Origin of the sequence: Ruegeria profundi, from assembly GCF_049800715.1 — a bacterium.
Lineage (GTDB): Bacteria > Pseudomonadota > Alphaproteobacteria > Rhodobacterales > Rhodobacteraceae > Ruegeria > Ruegeria profundi_A.
Map to the genome: position 1 here is coordinate 76,471 of NZ_JBNAFO010000007.1, position 21,234 is coordinate 97,704.

Sequence of the window (21,234 nt, forward strand, 5' to 3'; positions counted from 1 at the left end):
GACAGCATGACGGACTCCCGCGCAGGCGACCTGTTTCAGCCGGGCGATCTGGTGAACAATACTTATCGGATCGAAGCGATACTTGGGCGGGGCGGTACTTCTGACGTCTATCGAGCCCGCTCCGAGATTTCGGGGCGGCTTGCCGCTTTGAAGGTTCTGAAAGCGGAGTTTTCCAGCAATGATGACTATCTGGTCCTGCTGACCCGCGAAGAAGAAATCCGCGACATCCGCCACGACGCGGTTGTCCGCTATTCTGAAAACAACCGAACAGCCGACGGGCATGTCTATCTGGTGATGGACTATGTCGACGGGCCGGGTCTGGACCAGAAACTCAAGGCTGGCCCCATGTCGGCAAGCGATGTGCTGACCGTTTGTAAACGGGTCTGCGAGGGGCTTGAGGCCGCCCATGCCCGCAATATCGTCCACCGCGATCTGAGCCCCGACAATATCATTCTGCGCGATGGCGATCCGGCGCAGGCCGTGATCATTGATTTCGGCATCGCCAAGGACACAAACCCCGGGGCCGAAACTATTGTGGGCGGTGAGTTTGCCGGGAAATACGCCTACGCCGCGCCCGAGCAGCTTTCCGGCAAAACCGACCAGCGCACCGATATCTATTCTCTGGGCGCCTTGTTGCTGGCCAATTTCCGGGGGCAAAAAGCCGACGCCGGTCGCAACTTGCTGGAAGTCGTCGAAAACAAGAAAGAGCCGCTGAATACTCAGGACGTACCGGAACCGCTGAAGTCGATCCTCGACAAAATGACGGCCCCGAACCCGGATGATCGGTACCAGAGCGCCGGAGATGTCCTGCGCGCGCTTGCGGCGGCCCGGAACGGATCGGCCGCGCCTCAAGACGATCTGGACGATGCGACCGTGATCGCCCCGCGCGCGGCCCCTACTGCTGCGCCATCCGTCGCCCCGGTTACGCAGCCGGACCCGAAACCCAAAGCAACTCCTGCCAAGGCTGAGCCTGCCAAGTCCTCGCGTGGAGGCGTGGTGGCTGCAGTCGGCGCGCTTGCGGTTGTTGGCATTGGTGCCGGTGGCTATTTCGCCGGACTGTTTGACAGCTTCCTTGCACCGCAATATCCGACCGTCTCACCCTATACTCTGGTGGCTGATAAACGACCCGGTCAGGCCCCTCGTGCTGTAGGCTTTGTTCCGTCCGAGACCGTGCGGGACGCCATGACCGGCGAGATCACATCCGAAGGGGGAGATGTTGATCTCACATTGGCCTCGGGCGACATTTCCGACACCTGGGGAACAGCGGTGACTGGCGTCATCGACGCCGCCATGGATCTGGACGAGTGGCGTTTCGTGGTCGAAGGCAATGAGGCTCGGTTGACCGGACAAACCACCGATCAGGCCCTGCATGCCGAGCTAGAGCAGCTCTACTCCGCCGGTCTGCCCGCCGGGCTACAAGGCACCGCAGATATCGAGTTGGAGTCGCTGTTCCTGTCCGCAGATGAGGTCCGACCCATCCTGTCCGGTCTGGCCGATTGCGGCGCGTTGAAACTGATCGACGCACCGAGCACGGGCTACGGCCCCGAAACACCGATCAAGGTTGGCGGAACGTTGGCCTCAAGGGACAGTTTGGTTGGGTTGGACACCGCGCTGACAGCCCTCGCTGGTTCACGCCCTATCGATCTTGAACAGGTCACGCTGCTGAACCCGACCTTGTGTTTGATCGAGAACTTCCTGCCCTCGGCACCTACCAGCGATATCTCCATCGCGTTCTTCAACGGAGAACAAGGCAACGCCCCCAATCCGACCGGCGACTTCATTGTCGGGCAAAACCCGGTCATTGATGTCGACCTGCCCGATGATGTTCAGGACGGGTACCTGTCCGTCTCGGTCTTGGATGTGTCAGGCAATGTGTTCCACTTGCTGCCCAACGTCACCCGCCAAGACAACGATATCGCCTCTCTGCGCGACGGAGAGTCCGGGCCGATTTCCGTCCGTGTGGCCTATTCGATTGATGAAAGCCAAGACAATGGCGGCATCGCCTTTCAGGTCGATGACACCGCGCTGGGGAAAAGCAAGGTGATCGTTCTGCACACTGACAACCAGCTGTTTAGCACCATACGCCCAACGGCGGAATCCGCGGCAGGTTATGCCGAGGCTCTGCGCGAGCAGGACCGCAATGTTGAAACGCAGATCCTGTCTCTGGACAGCCGCATTCTGACAACGCTGGAGCAATAGGCTCCGGCGGCGTTCCCGCGTCGGAATACGATTTTAAAGGATGTCGACAACAATCACGGTGATGTTGTCGGCCCCGCCTCCATCCAGCGCGACCTGTATCAACTGATCCGAGACGGTCTCGATCGGCATATCGGACAGTGCTTTTTCCAGCATCGGGAAGGTCGCGTATTTGCTAAGGCCGTCTGAGCAGATCAAGAACCGGTCACCTGATTGAACCTCGCCACGAATCTTGTCGAGTTCGAGTTCTTCACCAACACCCACAGCGCGCGTAATAGCATTAGACTGAGGGTGCTGCTCTGCCTCGTCCCAGCTCATCTGACCGGCCAGAACCAGATCCGCCACGACCGAGTGATCGGTGCTGAGCATCTGGATTTTGCCCTCGCGCAGTAGATAAATACGGCTGTCCCCAGCCCAAAGCCCGACAAAGTGCCCATTGGCCAACATCATGCACGCGACCGTCGTGCCAATCGTACCGCCACCTCGGGCATCTGCCTCTTGTCGGATCACGGCATGGGCGCGCTGGATTGCGTCCCGCAATGCGGTCAACCGTTCTGCGGGGGCCAAACCGGGCGGGATTGCGGCAACCATGTCCGCAACCAATCGACTGGCATAGTCACCCGCATCATGCCCGCCCATACCGTCAGCCACCAGCCAGAGGCTTTCCTCGGGCAGCGCCAGCACCGCGTCTTCGTTGACCTTCCGCCTGAGGCCCACATGGCTGCGTGCGCTGTACCGCACGCGGTGACTTGAATTCATATTGGTCGTGCCTCGGTCCACAATGCGGCGTGTAGGTTGAACAAGCCTTGCATGTTTGCCCCATCCGGTAAACCTTCGCAGATCATCATTCGGGGGACACCGCCGATTTCAGTGCTCCAAACGCTTGGCGTGCGATATCTTTGCGACATCAACCCAGCCGCCAGATCAGGTAGCAAGCTGTCGGAGACTTCCCCGCGGGTCAGAACCATCGTGTTGCCGTGCGCACGCACAGGCGCTGTCGGTTGCTGCGTTGGAGCTGGCAAAGCCGCCAGGCCTTCGGCCAGCTTGTCGCGGGTCATGTCATCTTCGAGCGCGGCAAGCGCCAGATCTTCAAGTTGTCGGTAGACCTCAGCTGCCCGGAAATGCGCCAGCGCGGCAGACCCTTCGTTCGAGACCCCCGCGACCAGGGTCAAAGGAAACCGCCGTCCGACCCGATCCACCGAAGGCATCAGAACCCCCAGCATCTTTTGCGGACCAGCCAGCCCCGGAGACAGGCAAAACCTCCAGATCGGAGCGGACATGTAATGGGAATCCCATGCCTCAGCCAAGGTTTCCGACGCGGCCAACATGCTGCGCTGTATCCACTCATCCCACGGCTGCACAAACGCCTGTGACACCCCAAGTCGGAAGAAGTCTCCGACCGAGGGCATCTTGCCGAATGCACCAAACCCGCCTGTTTGCATCAGAACGACTTGGGACAGCTGAATTTCTGCAGCGCTGGCAAGGCGAACGGGTTGATGACCGAACCCGACTGCAACTGGAAGATCGCGATGCGACCACCGACATTGAAGATCACCTTCTTGCGGTCAGACACATTGGTGCGCCGTACCTCGGCCGCGTCCAGCAGACGGAACCAGGCCCAGGGGCCGTCCTTGGACAGAACGCTTTCGATATTGCGTTTTTCCGGCTCAAAACTGACGCGCGCCAGCCCAACTGAGCCAGGCCATGTCACAGCGAGGGGTGAGGGCAACCCACCTCGATGTTTGAACTCCAGCACTTGGCCATCAATCTCAAGCTTGACGCCTTTGGCCTTTGGGTCCAATGCCTCGGGCATGATCTGGAACTGGATTTGCGGCTGCGGACCTGCAGCAAAGAAAGCCTCCTTGATCTCGGCTGCGTTCTGGAACTGGGTCAGAACCGCCTGACTGATGCCCAGATCGGTCGCATTGACCCCGGACTTCCAGGACCATGGGCGCGTGCGCATATCCACATGTTTGGCGAGGTTTTCATTGAAGAAAGAGTCGATCAGACCTTGCGGACCGAACAACTTGCCAAAGTCACCCATCGCAACATCCGCACCCGAGCGGCGGTTGAACGGATAGCGATCCCCGACAACCTGCTCGCAGAACGGCAGAACTGTCGATTGCCACCGCGCGTTGATGGACGAACGGGTGCTATCCGAGGTTATCCCGGACGAGCCGTCGATGATCTGAAGCGCCCAGCGTTCCATTGGGCCGGGAATACGGGCGGCCTCTTGCTGGAACTGCTGCAGAGCCTGCCCGGTTTCACCACCGGAGACACCGCTGAACGACATTTTGTTCAGCTCCTGATACACGCTCGTAAGCGACCCCATCAGCATGTCCAGCTGCGAAGGCTGACCCTCTTGCCGTTCAACCAATTGATGCAACCAATCGAAGCGGTCCTCGACATACTGCCCCGGCGCTTGCACGGGTTCGCCGGCATTGACACCACTGGTTTTGGCCAAGGCTTCCAACAGGATCTGCGTTTGGGCTGAGGTAGCCGACTGCAACTCAATCGCCGCAGCGCCGGAAACGCCTTCGCTGATCGCATCGTTGCCCGAGAGAATTGACCGGTTTTCGGTCAATTTCGTCTCATCCGAGATCGAATTCAGGACATTCACGATAGGCGAGGTCGGGCCTGACAGCACATTGGTAACCTCAACTGCGTGGCTGAGGCTTTCCATCGGCACGATGTCGATATCGCCCAGCATGGCGTCATAGCGCGCGATGTAGTCGTTGTAATATAGGTCCAGAACATCACGGCTGAGGGCAGCAAGAGCCTGCTCAGTCTGTTCAGCCTCACCTCGGGGTCCCAGAACCCAGCTTTCCTTCTGCACGCGTTTGGCGACGCCAATCGCCTCACCAAGGAAGACGTTATTGAAGCCATTATAGGTGAAAATACCTTCAATCCCATCGTTCAGAGGTTTCCCGGAGGACCGCACCAGAACGCGACCAACAGCGGGGCCACCTACCTCGGTGATCCGCCACTCCGGCAGCGCTGTGGCCGCGGGGCTGGAGACGATACCGTTATAGACACGCTGCGCCAGTGGGAGTTCCGACAGGATACCCTGAATCTGATCCACCATTGGGCCATTCAGAGCGATCTCTTGCATCGGCTGGCTCAACATGGCGTCGAGATGATCGTTCAGATCCGCGCGGAATTCCTCACGCGATGGGCCGGGGAAGGACACGCTCCAGTCAATGTTCATCCATTCCTTGACCAAATCCTGGTTCATCGGCCCCTGCAGACCCAGCATCAGATAGACCTTCAGCGCCTCATAGAGCACATCGGGGTTGTTGATGTTGGCGCTCATCTGCTCTTCCAGACGCAGAAGAAGACGCGGTAACAGGCGTTGATTCAATGCAGCACGATAGGTTTGCGCCGCCTGTGTGCCGATCACGTCGCCCTGATAAAGGCCATAGGTCAGACGTGTTTCGGGCTCAGGATCCGATAGTGTCGGGTTGGCCGGGAGGTCGCGCAGCGTGTTGAGCGCTTGAACGACCGGAACCAGATCGGTGTCACCAACGGGGCTGGGCGGCAAAGTCGCAGCGGCGGCCTGATAGGCGGATACACCCTCCTGCGCCTCGGCGATCAGGTCGGTATTGCCCATGAAGCTGCGCACCAGCAAGGCTCCGACCGTGACGGCGGCAATGACAGTCGCGGCAATCGAGGCCCATTTGGTGATCTTGTAGCGCTTTTCGACCTTGTCATCAGCACTGACCAGACCAGCCTCGCGGAAGATCACCTGATCGAACAGGCGCGTCAGAAAATAGGAGCGACCCGACCCCTGCCCCGAGCCAATGGCCTGACGGCCAATCCCAAATGTCCGCGCCATGCCCAGCATCAGACGGTCAATCGGCGTGCCTTCTTGCGTGCCAGACGTGAAATAGACCCCGCGCAACATGTGGCGGTGCTGATAGCGGCTGTCCTGAAAAACTTCTGTCAGAAACTCATGCGCAACTTTACGAACCGAGGCGACCTGCATCGGGAACCCAGCAATCAGCGCACGGCGCTGCGGGTCTGTCTCGGTCTGCATCCGCTCCAAGGACTGCGAATTCAGACGACCCAGAAGCAGGGCAAATTCCTCATCAAAAGCCGCGACCGGAGATTGCTCGCTGCGCGACTTGTCCAATGGCAGAGTAAAGCCCCAGACTTGCTCGCGGTCTTCTTTGCCCAGATTGTCGTGGAATTCGGCAAAACCTGCGATCAGGTCAGCCTTGGTGAACAGAATATAAACCGGGAACCGCACGCCCAGCTTTTCACGCAGCTCTTCAAGCCTGCGGCGGACGGCCTTTGCATGTTCCTTCTGCGTGACCTCATCCTGCAAGGACAGATCAGACAGCGAAATCGCAATCATCGCGCCATTGATCGGCTGCCGCTTGCGGTATTTCTTGAGCAGGTTCAGGAACCCGATCCAGGCCGCATTGTCGACCTCGGCGTCGCTTTCCTGCGTGGTGTAGCGCCCGGCCGTGTCGATCAGAACGGCGTTCTCGGTAAACCACCAGTCACAATTGCGCGTGCCGCCGACACCGCCAACCGCGGTCTTGCCTAGCTCATCCGCCAACGGAAAGTTCAGGCCCGAGTTCACAATCGCTGTCGTTTTGCCAGCACCAGGAGGGCCGATCATGACGTACCACGGCAGCTCGTTCAGATGGCGCCGTCCGTTTTTGGACTTGCGCAAAGCCGCCATCGCGGTTTTCAGTTTGCCGCGCAGCTCCGAAATCTCGCTGTCGATCATGTCGCCGCCATCGGCGACGGATTCAGTGATCTCTTCCGTCAGTTTCTTTTCGCGACGTCGGCGTAGCAGGAAGATGGTCAGACCGATCAGGAAGAAGACCAGATAGATCACCCCGCACCAGATCAGACGGATTCCGACCCCGTCCAGCGGCCGCCACTCATCCGAGCCGATCCACGGGCCGAAATAGTACAGACACCCAGCCAGAACCGTCGCCGTGAAGAACAGCACGGTGTAGATCGACATGAAAACATATCTTAGAACTCGGCGGATCATCAGTTCTCCTCCTGAACCAGCAGGACTTCGATCCTGCGGTTCGTGGCCCGCCCTTCGCGGGTCGAATTGTCGGCAATCGGTTCGCTATCGGCGCGGCCTTCGGCACTTAGGCGGTCGGGATCGGAAATCTCACCCGCCATCTGGTTCATCACCGATTTGGCCCGTGCCAGAGACAGAGCGAGGTTGGACGGAAAGCGCGATGAGCGGATCGGCACATTGTCTGAGTGCCCGGTCACGATGACCCCTCCGGGTTCGCCGTCCAACGCAACAGCCACGCGGCGCACCGGCTCCTTGAATTTGTCCTGCAGGTGATCCGAACCCGACCCGAACATGCCCGATCCCTTGATCCGGATAATCAGCGTGTTGCCCTTCTCAAAGACCTCAACCAGCCCTTCGTCGATCTCGGGCTGCAGGAAAGCAACGACCTTTTCGACCTGCGGCTGGGCTTGCGGCGGTGGCGGAGGAGGCGGCGGGGCGCGGCGCTGCAGCTCCGTCACCCGGCCAGCATCAATCACCGACATTTGTCCCACAAGGTTTTCCGTCTTGTTGGACAGCAGATAAGACAACCCGCCAAATTCGATCAGTAGCAGCAGCGCGGTCACGCCAACAGCGATCCAGACCGGCTTCCAAAGGCTGAGGGCGCGGTAGGGTTTATCGACCCCTTCCCAATGCGGGGCGAGATCCCGTTCCACGTCACCACGCTGCGCGCGGATGATCCGCGCCAGGCCCTGACGGATCTGCATATGCTTGTCCGCGCCGCCCTGTTCGACGCGCAAACGCCCCTCGAACCCAAGCGAAAGGCACATGTAGACGAATTCCAGAAGCTCAATATTGTTGGCCGGGTCCTGTTCAAGACGCGCCAGCAGGTCATAGAAGCGATCACCGCCGACGGTCTCTCGGTGGAAGGTGCCCACCAGCGACTGGGTCGCCCAACTGGATTGGCCACCCCACGGTGTATTCAAAACAACGTCGTCCAAAGTCGCGCACAAAGCATAGCGTGCGATCTTGACGGTCTGCGCCGCAATGCCCGCCTGCAAAGCGGCATTTTCAAACGCGCGCACCTCGGCCACAACGCTTTGGCGCAGCTTGTCCGGATCCATATGCTGGGCGCGATTGCGAATGCGGCTGATCAACGAAAACAGCGATGCAGCGCAGGCGTTCAGCCGGTTCATACCTGTCGTCGCAACCTCTTCTCCGCCCGACGCAGGCCGGGATTGGGGCGTCTCGGATTGAGGCACACCATAGCCATAGCCGGCGCCGCCCGGCGCAGGTTGCCCCATCGGCTCGGGCTGTGGCGCTTGCATCGGATCCGGGTATCCGGCCGGTTGCTGCGGAGCCGGCTGTTGCGGCATTCCACCCGCCTGACGTCGCCCACCGGGATTGGGGCGAATGACCGTCTTGTCGGTGTCGTCCGGTTCGGCAAATGGATCTTTGTCGGACATTCTTTGACCTGTTCCCCTAAGGCTTCCGCGTCACGAGTGTGACCCACATATCAAGCCCTATCAAATTGTTTCGGCGCCGCCAGTGATCACGTTCACTCTTATTGGTTGCGGATCGCCCACAGCTCCATCTCAAGTCCCGGATATTGCCCCGACACGTGAACCGCGATCCCACCCGAAGTGGTCATTTTGCCCCAGTACGGGCTGGCAGCATCCAGTTCGAAATAGACGACGCCTGAATGGTACGGAATCTGCCGCGGAGCGACGGGCAACGGGCGCAGCGTGATACCGGGAAGCGCCGAGTTCACCAACTGACGGATTTCCTCAACCGGGCCGGTTTTGGCTTGCCCGGCGAAATGACGGCGTACGTCCTCAGCCGGGATATCCGCATTCACGGCCAGCACGAAACCGGCGTTGCCGATCAGCTTGCGATCAGCAATCACGCCCACGCTGATGCCATATTTCCGCGCCTCCAGCGGGATTGAGACCGCTGTCTGCTCCAACACGGAACTCAGATACTGTCGCAGGGTCCGAATGACCGGCGCGAATGAGGCGGTCAGGTCGTCATGCTGGTAGGCTGGGAATTGCACGGCCTCTTTCTCGGTACTCATAAAGGTCGCCAACTCACCGGCGAGCGCGGCGCAGACGCGGTAGACATGTTCGGGATGCACGTTTTCTATATTGGCGAAATGGCGCACCAAGGGCAGGTTGCGGTTGATTGTCATCAACAGCAGGAAATCCGAAATCTCGGCAGCCCCTTTGGCTGGACCGCCATCCGAAAGACGCCCTGCTAAGGCCTGCATGCGGTGCGACAGCATCCCCTCAAGCTCATTCATGAAACCGGCCAGCGCAGCGGCGGCGCGTACGTCCAGCACAGATGGGATGAAGCCGCGATCCAGAATAATCTCTTTGTCCGGGCGCACTTCAATGATCTTGGCAATCGGGATCGCCAATTTATCCGCCAAATCATCCACTTCCAACGCGAACTGCAAGCGGAGTTTGCCCACACCCAACGTGACAGGCTTTCTCTGCTGGCTCATCACATCCGTGATTTCCTGCTCGGCCGGACGCAGTCGGCTGACCGATTGCTCGGCCCCGCTCAGATCCACCTCGGATGCGCCCTGCCGCCGTTGAGGAACCGTCAGGTAAACAACGCAATCCTTGATCGTCTCGGGCACTTCCAGCGCAGGAGGGTGATCTTCAGCCTGCGGCACGCGAAACACCTGCCCGTCAGGTGTCAGCCCCGAGCAGGATTTCAAGGCAAACTGACCGACCTTGAGCACTTCATCATCGATCTCTAACGCACTGACGCCCCAAGCATAAGGCGTGACCCGGCGTGCGAGACCGGCCACCAGCGCCTCGGTATATCGATCCGCCTGCTGAAAGTGATGGGGTTGCAGAAACAACCCTTCGGTCCAAAGCACCTTGCTGTCCCAGGACAATGGCTGCCCTCCTTTGTTCTTGCCGCCCGCGATGGGGCGTTACTTCAGCTTTTCCAGCTGTTCTTTATACGCGCGCGCGAATTCCCGGCTGAAGAGATCGTGAAAGTCATTCTCTGCCTGATCCGAGATATCAGCATACATCTTCTCGTACACTTCCCAGTACTGAGCCTTTTTACCTTTAAAAAGTGACCCAAGTTTGCCGGAACCCTCAATTTTTCCTGCCAGCACCTCTGGGTCCAGCCGGGCCAGAACGCCTTTGAGCGCGGCCTCCATGCCAGTGACCATCGCAACCTCATGCGCCTTGATGTCGTTCAACGCCTGTTCGGTCGCCTCTTCCGAGGCAAGGTAGCCTTTGACACGCGGCTTGACCAACGCCTCAATCGCCTGTTCGGGGCTGATCGAAAACTTCAACGGATTGTTGCCGCCCGCATTGATCATTGTCTGTTCGATACGGAACTCTGACTTGATCGAGGTGCGGGTCATCAGGATTTCCCGCAAGCCGGTGATCATCACCCGCAACACACGGCCCATGCGGCCCATCGTGGCAGGCAGATCGGCGTCGTCAATGCGCAGATCGTCGACCTCCAACGCCTCCAGCAAGGCACGGGCAGCGGATTGATCACCGCCGCCGGTCGGAACGGGTTTCTCTGCCTCAACCGGTTCGTGGGTCGGAGCCACCTCGGCCTGCCCGCCTGGCTTTGGCTTGATCGGAGGCGGCGCAGTGGGTTCCGGACGCGCCGGTTCAGGCGCGGCAAACGGATCCGAGCTTGAGCCGCCCGAGGGCGACAGCAGATCATCGTCCCAGTCATCGGGGATCAGGTTCGCTCCGCCTGCGGAGGGTGCGGTAAACGCATCGCTGGCCGACGGGTTATGCATCGCATCGCTTGCGCCCATATCCGCATGCACGTCCTTCGGTTTGGCAAAGAACGGATCGTCATCCTCCAAGGGTGGCAGCAGTTCATCCATCGGGTCGGGCGTGGAAATCTGGCCGGGCCCTTTAGCGTCACCGCCTAAAAGGTCATCCAGAAAATCCCCTCCCGGAGCGGCATCATCCAGCAATGCCATCGGATCCGGCGCGTTCTGGGAGATACCCGGAGACACCCCCGCCTGTTGCATCGGCTGCGGGATAGATTCTTCGAAACTGGGCAGGTCCGCCCCAATTTCGACAACCATCTCATACCCACCCGCAACCAGCACGTCGCCATTGTTGAGCGGCGTCGGTGTCCGACCTAGTGGGATTTTCGAGTAGTTCAGAAAAGTTCCGTTCGTCGACAGATCAACAATCACCACGTTTCCATTGTGATCCTCAATGACGAAGTGGCTTTTGCTCAGAGTCTTTTCGGGGTCAGGCAGGACCAAGTCATTGGCCGGCCCACGCCCCACGGTCAAAGAGCCCCCCTGCATCGAGACCGGGCGCCCGTCGCCCGGCACCACGCCGGTGGATTGGAATTTCAAAGTGACCGTCATTCGTTTGTCTTCATCCTCCGACCAGTACGGTAAACTCGCCCTTAATGATCGGACCACCACAGGCGCAGGTATCCGTCACACGGGCGGCAGGCAGCTTGCCGATCAGGACGGTGGCCGAACCCTTGATGATCGGGTGCGGAAATGCCGGTGTCGCCATATCTGACAGACGCGCTGCGGGCAGTTTTCCCACCAGAACCGTCGTACAGCAGGGCGGCATGATCGGCATCGGCACCGGAGCAGGCGGTGGCGGGGCTGGCGGAGGAGCAGGCAGCGTACACGCATGCAAGTCCAAGATTCGTGCTTGCGGGAATCCCATGCTTACTCCTCTTTCTCAGCGCTGGCGTTCTCGCGGTCCAGCTTACCATTTCCACCCCGAGCAATATCGACCCCACGGTCAATCAGCAACTGCACGTAGGTGTCAAAATCCTCTTCATGTTTGTCCATTGCAACAACATTCATCGCAAAGGCCACAACTTCGGCCGCCCCGAGAGGGGCCGGAACGTTGGCCAGATCACCCGAACCCAGAGTTCCGTCCGAGTATAACACGCCCATAGCGCAATTTACCGTCTCATCATCTGGTTCGGCGAGATCAATCGTCGCGCCCGCCTTGTCGCGGTTTTCAGGCGTGGGGCGAAACACCCATTCCTCGGACGCCGCCAGTGCGGGCGTGTTGTTGTCCGGGGCCTCACCGACATAGTCGCGCGCGGCCAGACAGGACCACCACACGCGCTCTCGGGCAGGCAAGGCCACCCCCAGAAGGCGTAGGATATCGATCACTGCGCCTTTCTCTTCCAATTCAGTCAACACCACATCCAAAGGCGCACTGGCCGGGGCCTCTAGCTTGACGCTCAGGCGGGCATTGGCATCGGCCAGCATGCGCGCAGCGGGCATCTGGGGCGTTTTGGTCATTCCGGAAAAACGGTCTGTCATCGCGTTGCCCCTTTAGTTGATCATTGTCAGGCCGCCCTTGAGGGTCAGCATGGCATCACCGTTGACCGTCGTCATCGGGCTTTTTGCATCCAACTTGGCATTGGCCTGGACTTTGATCATCGTGCTCTTGATCGTAATGCTTGTCGGGTCCAGTTTGATCGATGAGCCACCAACCTTCAATTCGATCGACTTCATTGCGGTCATTGTGATCTTGCCCATTTTGGCATCGACCTGAATGTCACCCATCTTTACCGTCGTGGATTTGTCGCCTTCCTTGATCGTTTCGGCGTGATTGCCGGTGACGGTGCGGGTGGACTTGCCCTCGATGGTCTCGGTCTGGTCAGTCTTGATGCTGACCGTCTGGTTACCCTTCTCGATGGTGAAGGTATGGTCACCTTCCTTGATCGTCTCATCCACGTTCTTCTTGACCACTTGGCTGAGGCAGCCGTCACCGCCATTGCCACCCTTGTCCAGCTTGTCATAGCCAATGGTAATCGTGGACATATTCTTGACCAGCTTCTCGTGATCCTTCTGCGCCTGAAAGCGCACGAGTTCGGCGTCTTTCTTGTCCTCGAACATCAGCTCGTTGAACGTCTCGGCGCTGCCCTGTTTCGAGGACCGCGTCTTGATCCCTGTTTGCGTCTGGTTTGCAGGCAAGGCATAGGGTGGCATGGTGTCGGCATTGTAGAGCATGCCTGTGCAGATCGGCCGATCCGGATCGCCTTCTTCGAACTGGATGACAACCTCTTGCCCGATCCGAGGGATGCTGACCATACCCCAGTTCTTACCCGACCAAGGGGTGACAACCCGCACCCAGCAGGTGGTCTTTTCGTCTTTCTTGCCTTCACGATCCCAATGGAACTGAACCTTGATCCGACCGTATTTGTCAGTCCAGATTTCCTCACCAGCCTTGCCGGTCACAATGGCCGTATGCAGACCCGAGATTTCTGGCCAAGGGATCGTGCGCAACGATTTGAATTCGGTTTTGCCGGGCTGGGCCTCAAACTCGACCATGAACATCTCATTGCTGTCCTCTGGAAACTCCAGCGCACCGGTGTCCAGATCCTTGTCGTTCTTGGCAAATCCATAACCTTCGGTGGTCTGAAGAAAATACCGCGCCTTGGTGATCAGGTACTCCGCGTTCTCGGCCTTGTCAGGATGATCCTGCAGCGTGAACTTGCGCCCGGTTTCCAGCGCCCGGACCGAAGCCCGCCCACGCCGCCGGTCGAACAGAGCATCCTCGGCCGTCATCCGCACCTTGGCCAGCGTATTGCCCGGCCCGGTTTCCTTGTAGTGACCTGGAATATCGTAAAGCTCCAACTTGTCCTTGAACCCGTGCTTTGCGCCGGTCGGCGTTTTGGCCCGCGCATCCAGCGACGCTTTGGGCTTTTCGAAATCAAAATCGCCTAGCGAGACAACTCCGGGCCGGATCGTCTCGGACGCGGCCCATTCGGTCACCGAGTCACCAAGACGTTGGCTGTAATCATCCCCGCCCCGGAATTCGACCTTTGCGTCACCGGCAATCGGCGTATGAGCGTTTGGTCCGTCGCACATGACCAGCGTCTCATTCTTGTCCTTGGCATTCGTGTAATCGAAATAGTAGTAGATGCCCTCTTCCTGCATCAGGCGCGAGATAAAGTCGAAATCCGTTTCGCGATATTGCACGCAATATTCGCGCTGCTGGTAAGTGGCGCGCAGGCTTTTTCTGAAATCCGTAAGCCCGTATTCACCGAAAATCTTTTCGATGATCTGCACGGCGGTCATTTCCTGAAAGATGCGACTGTCGGTGGTCTGCGTCAGCAGCCAGAACCAGGGGCGCAATTCGGCCAGAAACTGTACATAGCCGTCGCGCAGCGCCAGTCGTTCCACCCTTACAATTGTGCCGGTGAACTTACGCTCGGCCCCATCGGCGGCCAGATGAATGGTCATCACCTTGCCCAGCAGTTTGTCCAACGCAATCGTGGTCTTTTCCGACAGGAATTCGACCTGAATTTCGGTCAGTTTCCCAAGCTCTTCTGAGACGACGGCCCGCCTGATGACAAGATCATCCTCACCATAGCTATACGACCCCGTTATCCGAAGCGGCCACTCTTTACTTTGCAGACTCTCAGCCATTTTCCGTTCCTTCCAATTCTCGTTCACCGCGCCGTCACAAATCGTTCAGCAGTGCAGCAAGTTCGGGGTCCATATCGTCATCATCACTATCGTCACCGTCATCATCGTCGCCGAATGACGCCAGCAGATCGTCAAGATCGCCGCTGTCATCATCTCCAAGGTCCAGATCGAGGTCGAAATCATCGTCGTCGCCTGTATCGAGATCCAGATCCAAGTCCAGATCGTCATCCTCATCGGCCTCGGGCGCAGCTGGTACATCCGGTGATGGCGCAGGAGCGGGCATACCGGCCCACGGGCCCAGAATCTCTTGCCCGGCAACCGAGTTGAACGAGCCCAGCCGGATTTCATCGCGGCCTTTGACAGACAGTACCGGCATATAGCCGCGCTGGACCGAGTGTTCGTGCTTTGCCAACGTGATATTGCGTTCCGTACAGGGCAGCGCCACCTGATCGCCATAGCGGTCATTTACGAAATGGTAAGGTACGCCACCCAAGCTCATGACCGAGCCCAAATTCATCGCCTTGCCATTTTGCTTGAAGGACCGCGCCAACAGGATCGTCACCAGAACCGCCGGATTGGCCCAAAGCATACCGCGCAGGCCTTCAGACTCGGTGAATTCTTCGAAGTCGAACTCATAGATCGGCTCAGACTTGGCGCCGTAAGGCCGCCGCAGCAGGAACCGGGGCGAGGCCAGGCCAACATGCCCAGCTTCGGGCATCGCGCGCAGGGTGTCCCAGGCTTCGACCACCAGCGGGTGGCGGTCCTCGGGCTTCACATCCAGGTAGGCCGGGGTGATTGCACTGATGAACGGCGCATCTACATGGGCTGCAACGCGGCCAATACGGCCCAGCAGTTCTGCATGAGGCGGCGTTTCCTCAAAGGTATAAAGCCCGATCAGCGCCGAATACCCACCGCGCCCGTTTTCTTCGTCCAGCGGCTCTTCGGTCAGCAACCGAACCAGACCGGTTTGTGCCAGATCTTCCTCGGCGGCCAGATCCGCTGCGATTTCTTCGGCTGAGACGTCATACAGAACCACGTCGAGCGTATCGTCATCCTCGACACTGCGCGCAATCAGATCGAGGCTACGCCACTGTGCTTCGACGGATTGGAACTCGGGGTGATGCAGAACCATGCGCATGGCTGCGCTCAGCGCCTCATCCACTGCATTTTGCATCGCCTGCACATCGGGGCTGGGCAGTTTGCGGATATGCGGGCCGACCACGCGTTTCAGCAAGTCATCAACGGGTGAGGCCTGCGCCAGTTCACCCGATGTATCGCCGATCAGTTTCTGAAAATCGCTGAGCTTCAGGTCAGCACGAACCGTGTTACCGCCCGAGGTCTTGCGCGGCGGCACAACCGCCTGCCCGAACTCTTCCCCCCAACCGATCAGCTGTTTGGCAGCGTGATCTGCAGTCCCACCCGCGCTCAACTGGCTTTTCAGACCCGAGAGGCCATCGAACAGTTCAACCTTTTCATAAAGTTCGTCGGGATGCAGATCGTCCAGCTCTTTCAGCTTCACTTCGATCCCGGCCCCATCCTTGCCAATCGGCAGAACGAGATCGGTCGCGAACCCCTCGATCACCTCTTCGACCGTATCGGGATCTAGAATGATCGGCTTACGTGCGGCTAGGGCGTCGCCGGGCTCAATCTGCCCACGCGCCGCTCGGCCAGAGAAATCGCCAAAGAGCGCGATCCGGAACCGGGTGCGTTTCAGCCGTTCCGGGTCAGGTCGATCCGCGCTCATGCGGCCGAATGCCAATTGCGGCTCGTCGTCCAGATCGGCTGTTTCGCCTGACGCATCATCCCCATCAAGGTCAACTAGCAGAGCGTCCAGATCATCAGATCCGCCCTCGTCGTCCAGATCTAGATCGCCCAGCAAGGCGTCCAAGTCATCTGTCGTTTCGTCAGAGGATGCCTCATTATCCTCATCTGCGCCCAAATCATTCAACAGATCATCAAGGTCGTCTGAACCGCCCTCATCATCGCCCAAATCCGCCAGCAGAGCGTCCAGATCATCCGCTGTCCCCTCCTCAGACGCGCTGTCGTCGTCCGACCCCAGGTCATTCAGCAAAGCGTCGAGATCATCCCCACCTGCATCCTCATCTTCAACGTCGTCGCCAAGGTCCGCCAGAAGCGCATCCAGATCATCTGTATCCACGTCTTCGGTCTCATCACCGCCTTCAAGATCACCCAGCAAGGCGTCAAGATCGTCCGCGCCGGTATCTTCATCCTCTACATCGTCGCCAAGGTCCGCCAGAAGCGCATCGACATCATCTGTATCCGCATCTTCTGTCTCATCGTCGCCTTCAAGATCACCCAGCAAGGCATCCAAATCGTCTGAAGCGGCGTCGCTGTCCGGCTCGGACTCCAAATCACCCAGAAGCGCATCCAGATCGTCAGACGCATCATCTGACGTCTCTTCGAGATCACCCAGCAGATCTTCTAGGTCATCGGCCGCTTCATCCGTCAGTGCAGATGTAACCTCATCCGACCCAAGGTCATTCAAAAGATCATCCAAATCGCCGTCAGGCTCTTCGGCCAAATCTGCAAGAACATTTTCTACGTCGGCTTCGTCGACCTCATCAGCTTCGGCTTCCACCAAATCCCCGAGGATGTCATCCAGAACATCCTCCTCCGGCTGGGCCTCGTCAGAAGAATCCGCCAGGTCGGCAAGCAAATCATCCAGGTCGGACGCATCTGCCTCTGGACCAGGTTGGTCCTCGCTGGCTGGATCACCAAGGATGTCCTCCAACGGATCCGTCTCATCCGTGCTGTCCAGTTCGTGCACCGAGGCGAGTATGTCTTCTGCAGCAGGCTCATCAGCTTCATCGGGAGCCTTCTCCGCCAGATCATCAAGCAGACCGTCCAGATCCACGTCCTCATCCACCTCCTCAGGGGCAGCGTCGGCGAGGTCGGACAAAATGTTTGAATGATCTTCTGCAACCTCTTCATCTGTATCCGGAAGCGATGAAAGCGCCGCGTCCAGTGCGCCGTCCTCTCCATTCTCCTCCAGTTCCAGATCGGCCAGTTCAGAGAGGATGTCATCGCTCTGAACCGTCTCAGACGCGGCCTCAACCTCGGGTACTGAGGCGAGGACATCGCCGAGCGTGTCCTCTTCGACCTCAATGTCCAGGGCAGCATCTGCAAGGTCCGACAGGATGTCATCGGACCCATCAACCTCATCCGCGACATCAGTTTCCGGCAGAGACGCGAGGGCATCGGACACAGAGCTGTCTTCGACCTCTTCCGTTTCCAGATCGCTGAGGTCAGACAAAATATCCGAGGCCACATCCTCAACCTCGGTCGCCTCAGGCGCTACATCGGCCAGATCGGCAAGAACATCCGTGGAGTCTTCCGACACGTCGGGCAGCTCAACCTCTGGAACAGAAGACAGAGCATCCGCGACCGACGTATCCTCGGGCTCATCATCAGGCTCAGAACTGGCCAGATCAGACAAGATATCATCCGACGCATCCTCTACCGCCGTAAGCTCGATATCTGGCAGGCTGGACAGGATGTCATCTGCGGCGGTGTCTTCAACCTCATCCGCAGGTGCCGCGTTGGCCAATTCCGCTAGAATATCGCCTGATGTGTCGGCTGCCTCAGTAGCCTCGGTTTCGGGCAGCGAAGACAAAGCGTCCGAGAGAGAAGTATCCTGAGCCGTTTCCTCGGGTGCGGAGGCCGCCAAATTGGACAAAACATTCGCGCTGTCATCTACAGGTTCCTCGGGTTCAACCGAGTCAGGCAGTGAGGACAAGGCATCCGCGACCGACGTATCTTCAGGCGCATCCGCGGGAGCTTCAGCCGCCAGATCGGACAAGATGTCAGCCGATTGATCCTGCGCCTCGGCGGTCTCAACCTCGGGTAAAGACGCAAGCGCATCCTCCACCGAATTGTCGGCTGCGGCATCTTCGGGCATCATATCCCGCAAGGCGTCCAACGTGGCCTCATTGTCCTGCTCGGGGAGCGAACTGCCCGCAAGGGCACCCAGAAGGGCCGGATCGGCCAGCACTTTTTCGATCAGCGTCTCGGCCCCGGTCTTCCCATCCATATAGGCCATCAAAGTCGACAATTGCGTGCGAGCCTCAAGCAGTTTACGCAGAGGCTCGATTTTTGACGCGATCTGGGCCGGGGTAAAATCGGCCATCTTCTCAAATGTCAGATCCACGGCCAGGTTACCCTCGCCTGTCAGCGTATTGGGCACGGCAAATTCAACGCGCGGGGCCATGGCCTTCATACGGTCGTCGAAATTGTCGACATCAATCTCAAGGAATTTGCGATCCGAAACCGATGGCGTTTCGACCGTAGACTTGCCGGAGAGATCGCTCATCACTCCCATGACAAACGGCAGTTGAACCTTTTTCTCGGCCCCGTAAAGCTCCACATCATATTCAATCTGAACGCGCGGCGCCCGATTGCGAGCGATGAATTTCTGAGAGCTGTCAGCCATCGGTTTGACCTTTCAACTCGGCCACTTCGCGCCGCAGGGCGCGAACCTCGACCAGCAGTTCCTTTACGCGATCGTCTACAATATCGGTCTCGCTGCGTACCAATTCACGCAGATGCGAGAACTCCTCAACCGACTCGTCCTCCACGGCGGATTGCATAGTGTTGACCAGCAGACCGATGAACAGGTTCAGAACCGAGAAAGCAGTGATGACGATGAAGGGCACGAAGAAAATCCAGGCGGTGGGGTGAACCTCCATCACTGGGCGGACGATGCCCATCGACCAGCTTTCCAGCGTCATGATCTGGAACAGGGAATAGAGCGATTTACCCAAAGAACCGAACCATTCCGGGAAATCCGGGCCGTACATCAGCGTCGCCATGACGGCAAAAACGTAGAACACGATTGAGATCATGATGATCACCGCGCCCATCCCCGGAAGCGCGTCCAGCAAAGCCTGAACCACCGCTCGCATTTGCGGGATAACCGATAGCAAACGCATCGCCCGGATGACCCGCAACCCCCGCAGCGCGGACAGCCCGTCGCGGTTGGGCAGCAGACCCAGCGTAACCACAACAAGGTCAAAGATGTTCCAGGCGTTGTTGAAGAAGCTGAACCGGTAAGCATAGAATTTCATCAACAGCTCGGCCACGAAAATGCCCAGCACGATCTTGTCGATCACAACCAGGGTCGGGCCGATACTCGACTGAACCGAAGGAGAGGTTGATAGCCCCAGCGTGATCGCGTTGAAAATGATCACACCAAGAATGGTGTTGGTCACAGCCTTACGCTCGACAAACTCGCGCACGGTGTCGCGGAGCGTTTCGCTCTTCTCGATACCGGGTTCCACCAACACCTCCTGTTGCTTTGGGTGTCGGGCGCGGCGATCCGCACCCGAAGATTTACGTGTTTAACCAACGACGTCGCTGATTCCATCCACCAGTTTGTAGACCCCTTTGACCGAGGTAAACATTGTCTTGGTCTCTTTCAGAACCGTCATCTTGTCCAGCTTCTTCAGCTTATCCATGATCGTGGTGTCATCCACTTTCAGACCGTTGCCTTCCATCAGAGCCTCCATCTCGGCCAGGAACTTCTGACGTTCCTCGAGCTTGGCGGCCATTGCGCTGGCTTCACGCTTGACGGCCATACACTCGGCCCCCAGCTTGACGCCCTCTTTCAGGGTTTTCTGCGACTTCGCAGCCTTCATCAGCTTGTCAGCGGCCTTGCCCAGATCATCGACCTTATGGCGCGTCTTCGTCGTATGCTCACGATAGAGCGCGCGCTTCTTGTTCGAATCCTTCTGGTAGACTTGATAGCCCTTGATCGCGAAATCCGCGATTTCTTTGGCGATCTTCTTGGCATCGCGGCCCTTGGTGACCTCATCACCCATGGCGAGGGCCTTGGCGGTCAGTTTCTTGATCGCCTCCATCGGTTTCTTGACCGAGATTCCGGACGTATCGGTAATACCCTGCCGCTCAGCCGCCTGCATGATCGAGGTGCCACGCAGCTTTATATATTTCTGGATGGCGCCTTCCAAATCCTTGCGCAGTTTTTCTTCACCCTTCAACTGCTGCTGAACCTCTTTGCCAAGGTCGTAGACCTGTTTGACAATGGTCTTGTAGGCCATGACATCCGCGCCCGAGGTCGCCACCAGCCGTGTGACAGCCGTACCGATCTTGATCACACCGGCAGTCACCTTCAGCGTCGTCTTGACCCGTGCTTCTTTCAGCAGTTTGTCCTTATTCGCCTCAACCTTGATCTGCTTTTCGATCGCCACCTGAGCGGCCCCTTCGGCCGACCGCAGGGCGTTCTTGATCATCTGGTTGGTGGCCTGGATCATCTTCTCAGCTTCGGCCTGAGATTTCTGACCCGGCGTCTTCATCAGCTCGGCGACTTTCTTGTCGAGCTTGACCGCCTCCTGACTGATCACCGTCTCATAGCGCTCCAGCTCTTTCATGCCTGCTGCTTCAAGACGTTTCAGCGTGGTCGACGGTACCGGACCCTTGGCCGTGACTTCGAATTTGACGTCAACGCGGTAGCTGGGGATCTCGATATACTGAAGCTTGGGCTTCGACCGGATGAGATCGACCACGTAGAACTTGTGAGGTGTAACTGTCTGCTTTGCCAATTTTTTTCGCGCCTATATTCCGTTTCGTTCCTGCCGGATGAGGTCGGCGCCGCGTGGCT

13 protein-coding genes and 1 pseudogene are annotated in these 21,234 nt (G+C 58.4%); 1 reads left to right on the top strand and 13 read right to left on the bottom strand.

Going from position 1 to position 21,234, the window contains the following annotated elements:
- Positions 1-6 precede the first annotated feature (6 nt).
- Positions 7-2,199, top strand: coding sequence for a serine/threonine-protein kinase (locus tag ACP15L_RS12860; RefSeq protein ID WP_170689102.1), 2,193 nt, complete (start codon positions 7-9; stop codon positions 2,197-2,199).
- Positions 2,200-2,232: 33 nt separating this feature from the next.
- Here the strand turns inward: ACP15L_RS12860 and ACP15L_RS12865 are convergent, their stop codons facing one another.
- From ACP15L_RS12865 to ACP15L_RS12925, 13 genes and pseudogenes are all read right to left on the bottom strand, one after another.
- On the bottom strand, positions 2,233-2,955 hold the full coding sequence (locus ACP15L_RS12865) for a PP2C family protein-serine/threonine phosphatase (protein ID WP_425084467.1): 723 nt from the start codon (positions 2,953-2,955) through the stop codon (positions 2,233-2,235).
- On the bottom strand, positions 2,952-3,638 hold the full coding sequence (gene tagF, locus ACP15L_RS12870; protein WP_425084468.1) for a type VI secretion system-associated protein TagF: 687 nt from the start codon (positions 3,636-3,638) through the stop codon (positions 2,952-2,954). The genes ACP15L_RS12865 and tagF overlap by 4 nt, the downstream gene beginning before the upstream one ends.
- A complete protein-coding gene (gene tssM, locus ACP15L_RS12875; protein ID WP_425084469.1) occupies positions 3,638-7,207 on the bottom strand; it encodes a type VI secretion system membrane subunit TssM in 3,570 nt (1,189 codons plus the stop codon). The genes tagF and tssM overlap by 1 nt, the downstream gene beginning before the upstream one ends.
- Positions 7,207-8,649 carry a type IVB secretion system protein IcmH/DotU gene (gene icmH, locus ACP15L_RS12880; RefSeq protein ID WP_425084470.1) on the bottom strand — a complete coding sequence of 481 codons (1,443 nt, stop codon included), beginning with the start codon at positions 8,647-8,649 and terminating at the stop codon, positions 7,207-7,209. The genes tssM and icmH overlap by 1 nt, the downstream gene beginning before the upstream one ends.
- Before the next feature lie 98 nt (positions 8,650-8,747).
- Positions 8,748-10,088 carry a type VI secretion system baseplate subunit TssK gene (gene tssK / locus ACP15L_RS12885; RefSeq protein WP_425084471.1) on the bottom strand — a complete coding sequence of 447 codons (1,341 nt, stop codon included), beginning with the start codon at positions 10,086-10,088 and terminating at the stop codon, positions 8,748-8,750.
- Between the two features lie 39 nt (positions 10,089-10,127).
- Positions 10,128-11,555 (bottom strand): type VI secretion system-associated FHA domain protein TagH, encoded by a 1,428-nt coding sequence (gene tagH / locus ACP15L_RS12890; protein ID WP_425084472.1) that lies wholly within the window; start codon positions 11,553-11,555, stop codon positions 10,128-10,130.
- A 10-nt stretch (positions 11,556-11,565) separates the two neighbouring features.
- Positions 11,566-11,871, bottom strand: coding sequence for a PAAR domain-containing protein (locus ACP15L_RS12895; protein ID WP_170467447.1), 306 nt, complete (start codon positions 11,869-11,871; stop codon positions 11,566-11,568).
- 2 nt (positions 11,872-11,873) lie between these two features.
- Complete coding sequence (locus tag ACP15L_RS12900; RefSeq protein ID WP_425084473.1) at positions 11,874-12,485, bottom strand: DUF6931 family protein; 612 nt, start codon at positions 12,483-12,485, stop codon at positions 11,874-11,876.
- A gap of 12 nt (positions 12,486-12,497) precedes the next feature.
- Positions 12,498-14,600: a type VI secretion system Vgr family protein gene (locus tag ACP15L_RS12905; RefSeq protein WP_425084474.1), complete on the bottom strand. Its 2,103-nt coding sequence runs from the start codon at positions 14,598-14,600 to the stop codon at positions 12,498-12,500.
- Positions 14,601-14,634: 34 nt separating this feature from the next.
- Positions 14,635-18,522 (bottom strand): type VI secretion system contractile sheath domain-containing protein, encoded by a 3,888-nt coding sequence (locus ACP15L_RS12910; RefSeq protein WP_425084581.1) that lies wholly within the window; start codon positions 18,520-18,522, stop codon positions 14,635-14,637.
- Positions 18,523-18,552: 30 nt separating this feature from the next.
- A pseudogene (gene tssB, locus ACP15L_RS12915) lies at positions 18,553-19,050 on the bottom strand (type VI secretion system contractile sheath small subunit); the annotation flags it as partial.
- The gene (locus ACP15L_RS12920) at positions 19,043-19,900 is read right to left on the bottom strand and encodes an ion transporter (protein WP_170378691.1); all 858 of its coding nucleotides are present in this window, start codon (positions 19,898-19,900) and stop codon (positions 19,043-19,045) included. The gene ACP15L_RS12920 and the pseudogene tssB, both read right to left, overlap by 8 nt.
- 57 nt (positions 19,901-19,957) lie before the next feature.
- Entirely contained in the window at positions 19,958-21,175 is a 1,218-nt protein-coding gene (locus ACP15L_RS12925) for a hypothetical protein (protein ID WP_170549437.1), read from the bottom strand.
- Positions 21,176-21,234: the final 59 nt, after the last annotated feature.

Bases quoted from the DNA above. Each gene is read 5' to 3' on its own strand.
- ACP15L_RS12860 (WP_170689102.1), top strand. From the start codon at position 7: ATGACGGACTCCCGCGCAGGCGACCTGTTTCAGCCGGGCGATCTGGTG.
- ACP15L_RS12865 (WP_425084467.1), bottom strand. From the start codon at position 2,955: ATGAATTCAAGTCACCGCGTGCGGTACAGCGCACGCAGCCATGTGGGC.
- tagF (WP_425084468.1), bottom strand. From the start codon at position 3,638: ATGCAAACAGGCGGGTTTGGTGCATTCGGCAAGATGCCCTCGGTCGGA.
- tssM (WP_425084469.1), bottom strand. From the start codon at position 7,207: ATGATCCGCCGAGTTCTAAGATATGTTTTCATGTCGATCTACACCGTG.
- icmH (WP_425084470.1), bottom strand. From the start codon at position 8,649: ATGTCCGACAAAGATCCATTTGCCGAACCGGACGACACCGACAAGACG.
- tagH (WP_425084472.1), bottom strand. From the start codon at position 11,555: ATGACGGTCACTTTGAAATTCCAATCCACCGGCGTGGTGCCGGGCGAC.
- ACP15L_RS12895 (WP_170467447.1), bottom strand. From the start codon at position 11,871: ATGGGATTCCCGCAAGCACGAATCTTGGACTTGCATGCGTGTACGCTG.
- ACP15L_RS12900 (WP_425084473.1), bottom strand. From the start codon at position 12,485: ATGACAGACCGTTTTTCCGGAATGACCAAAACGCCCCAGATGCCCGCT.
- ACP15L_RS12905 (WP_425084474.1), bottom strand. From the start codon at position 14,600: ATGGCTGAGAGTCTGCAAAGTAAAGAGTGGCCGCTTCGGATAACGGGG.
- ACP15L_RS12910 (WP_425084581.1), bottom strand. From the start codon at position 18,522: ATGATGCCCGAAGATGCCGCAGCCGACAATTCGGTGGAGGATGCGCTT.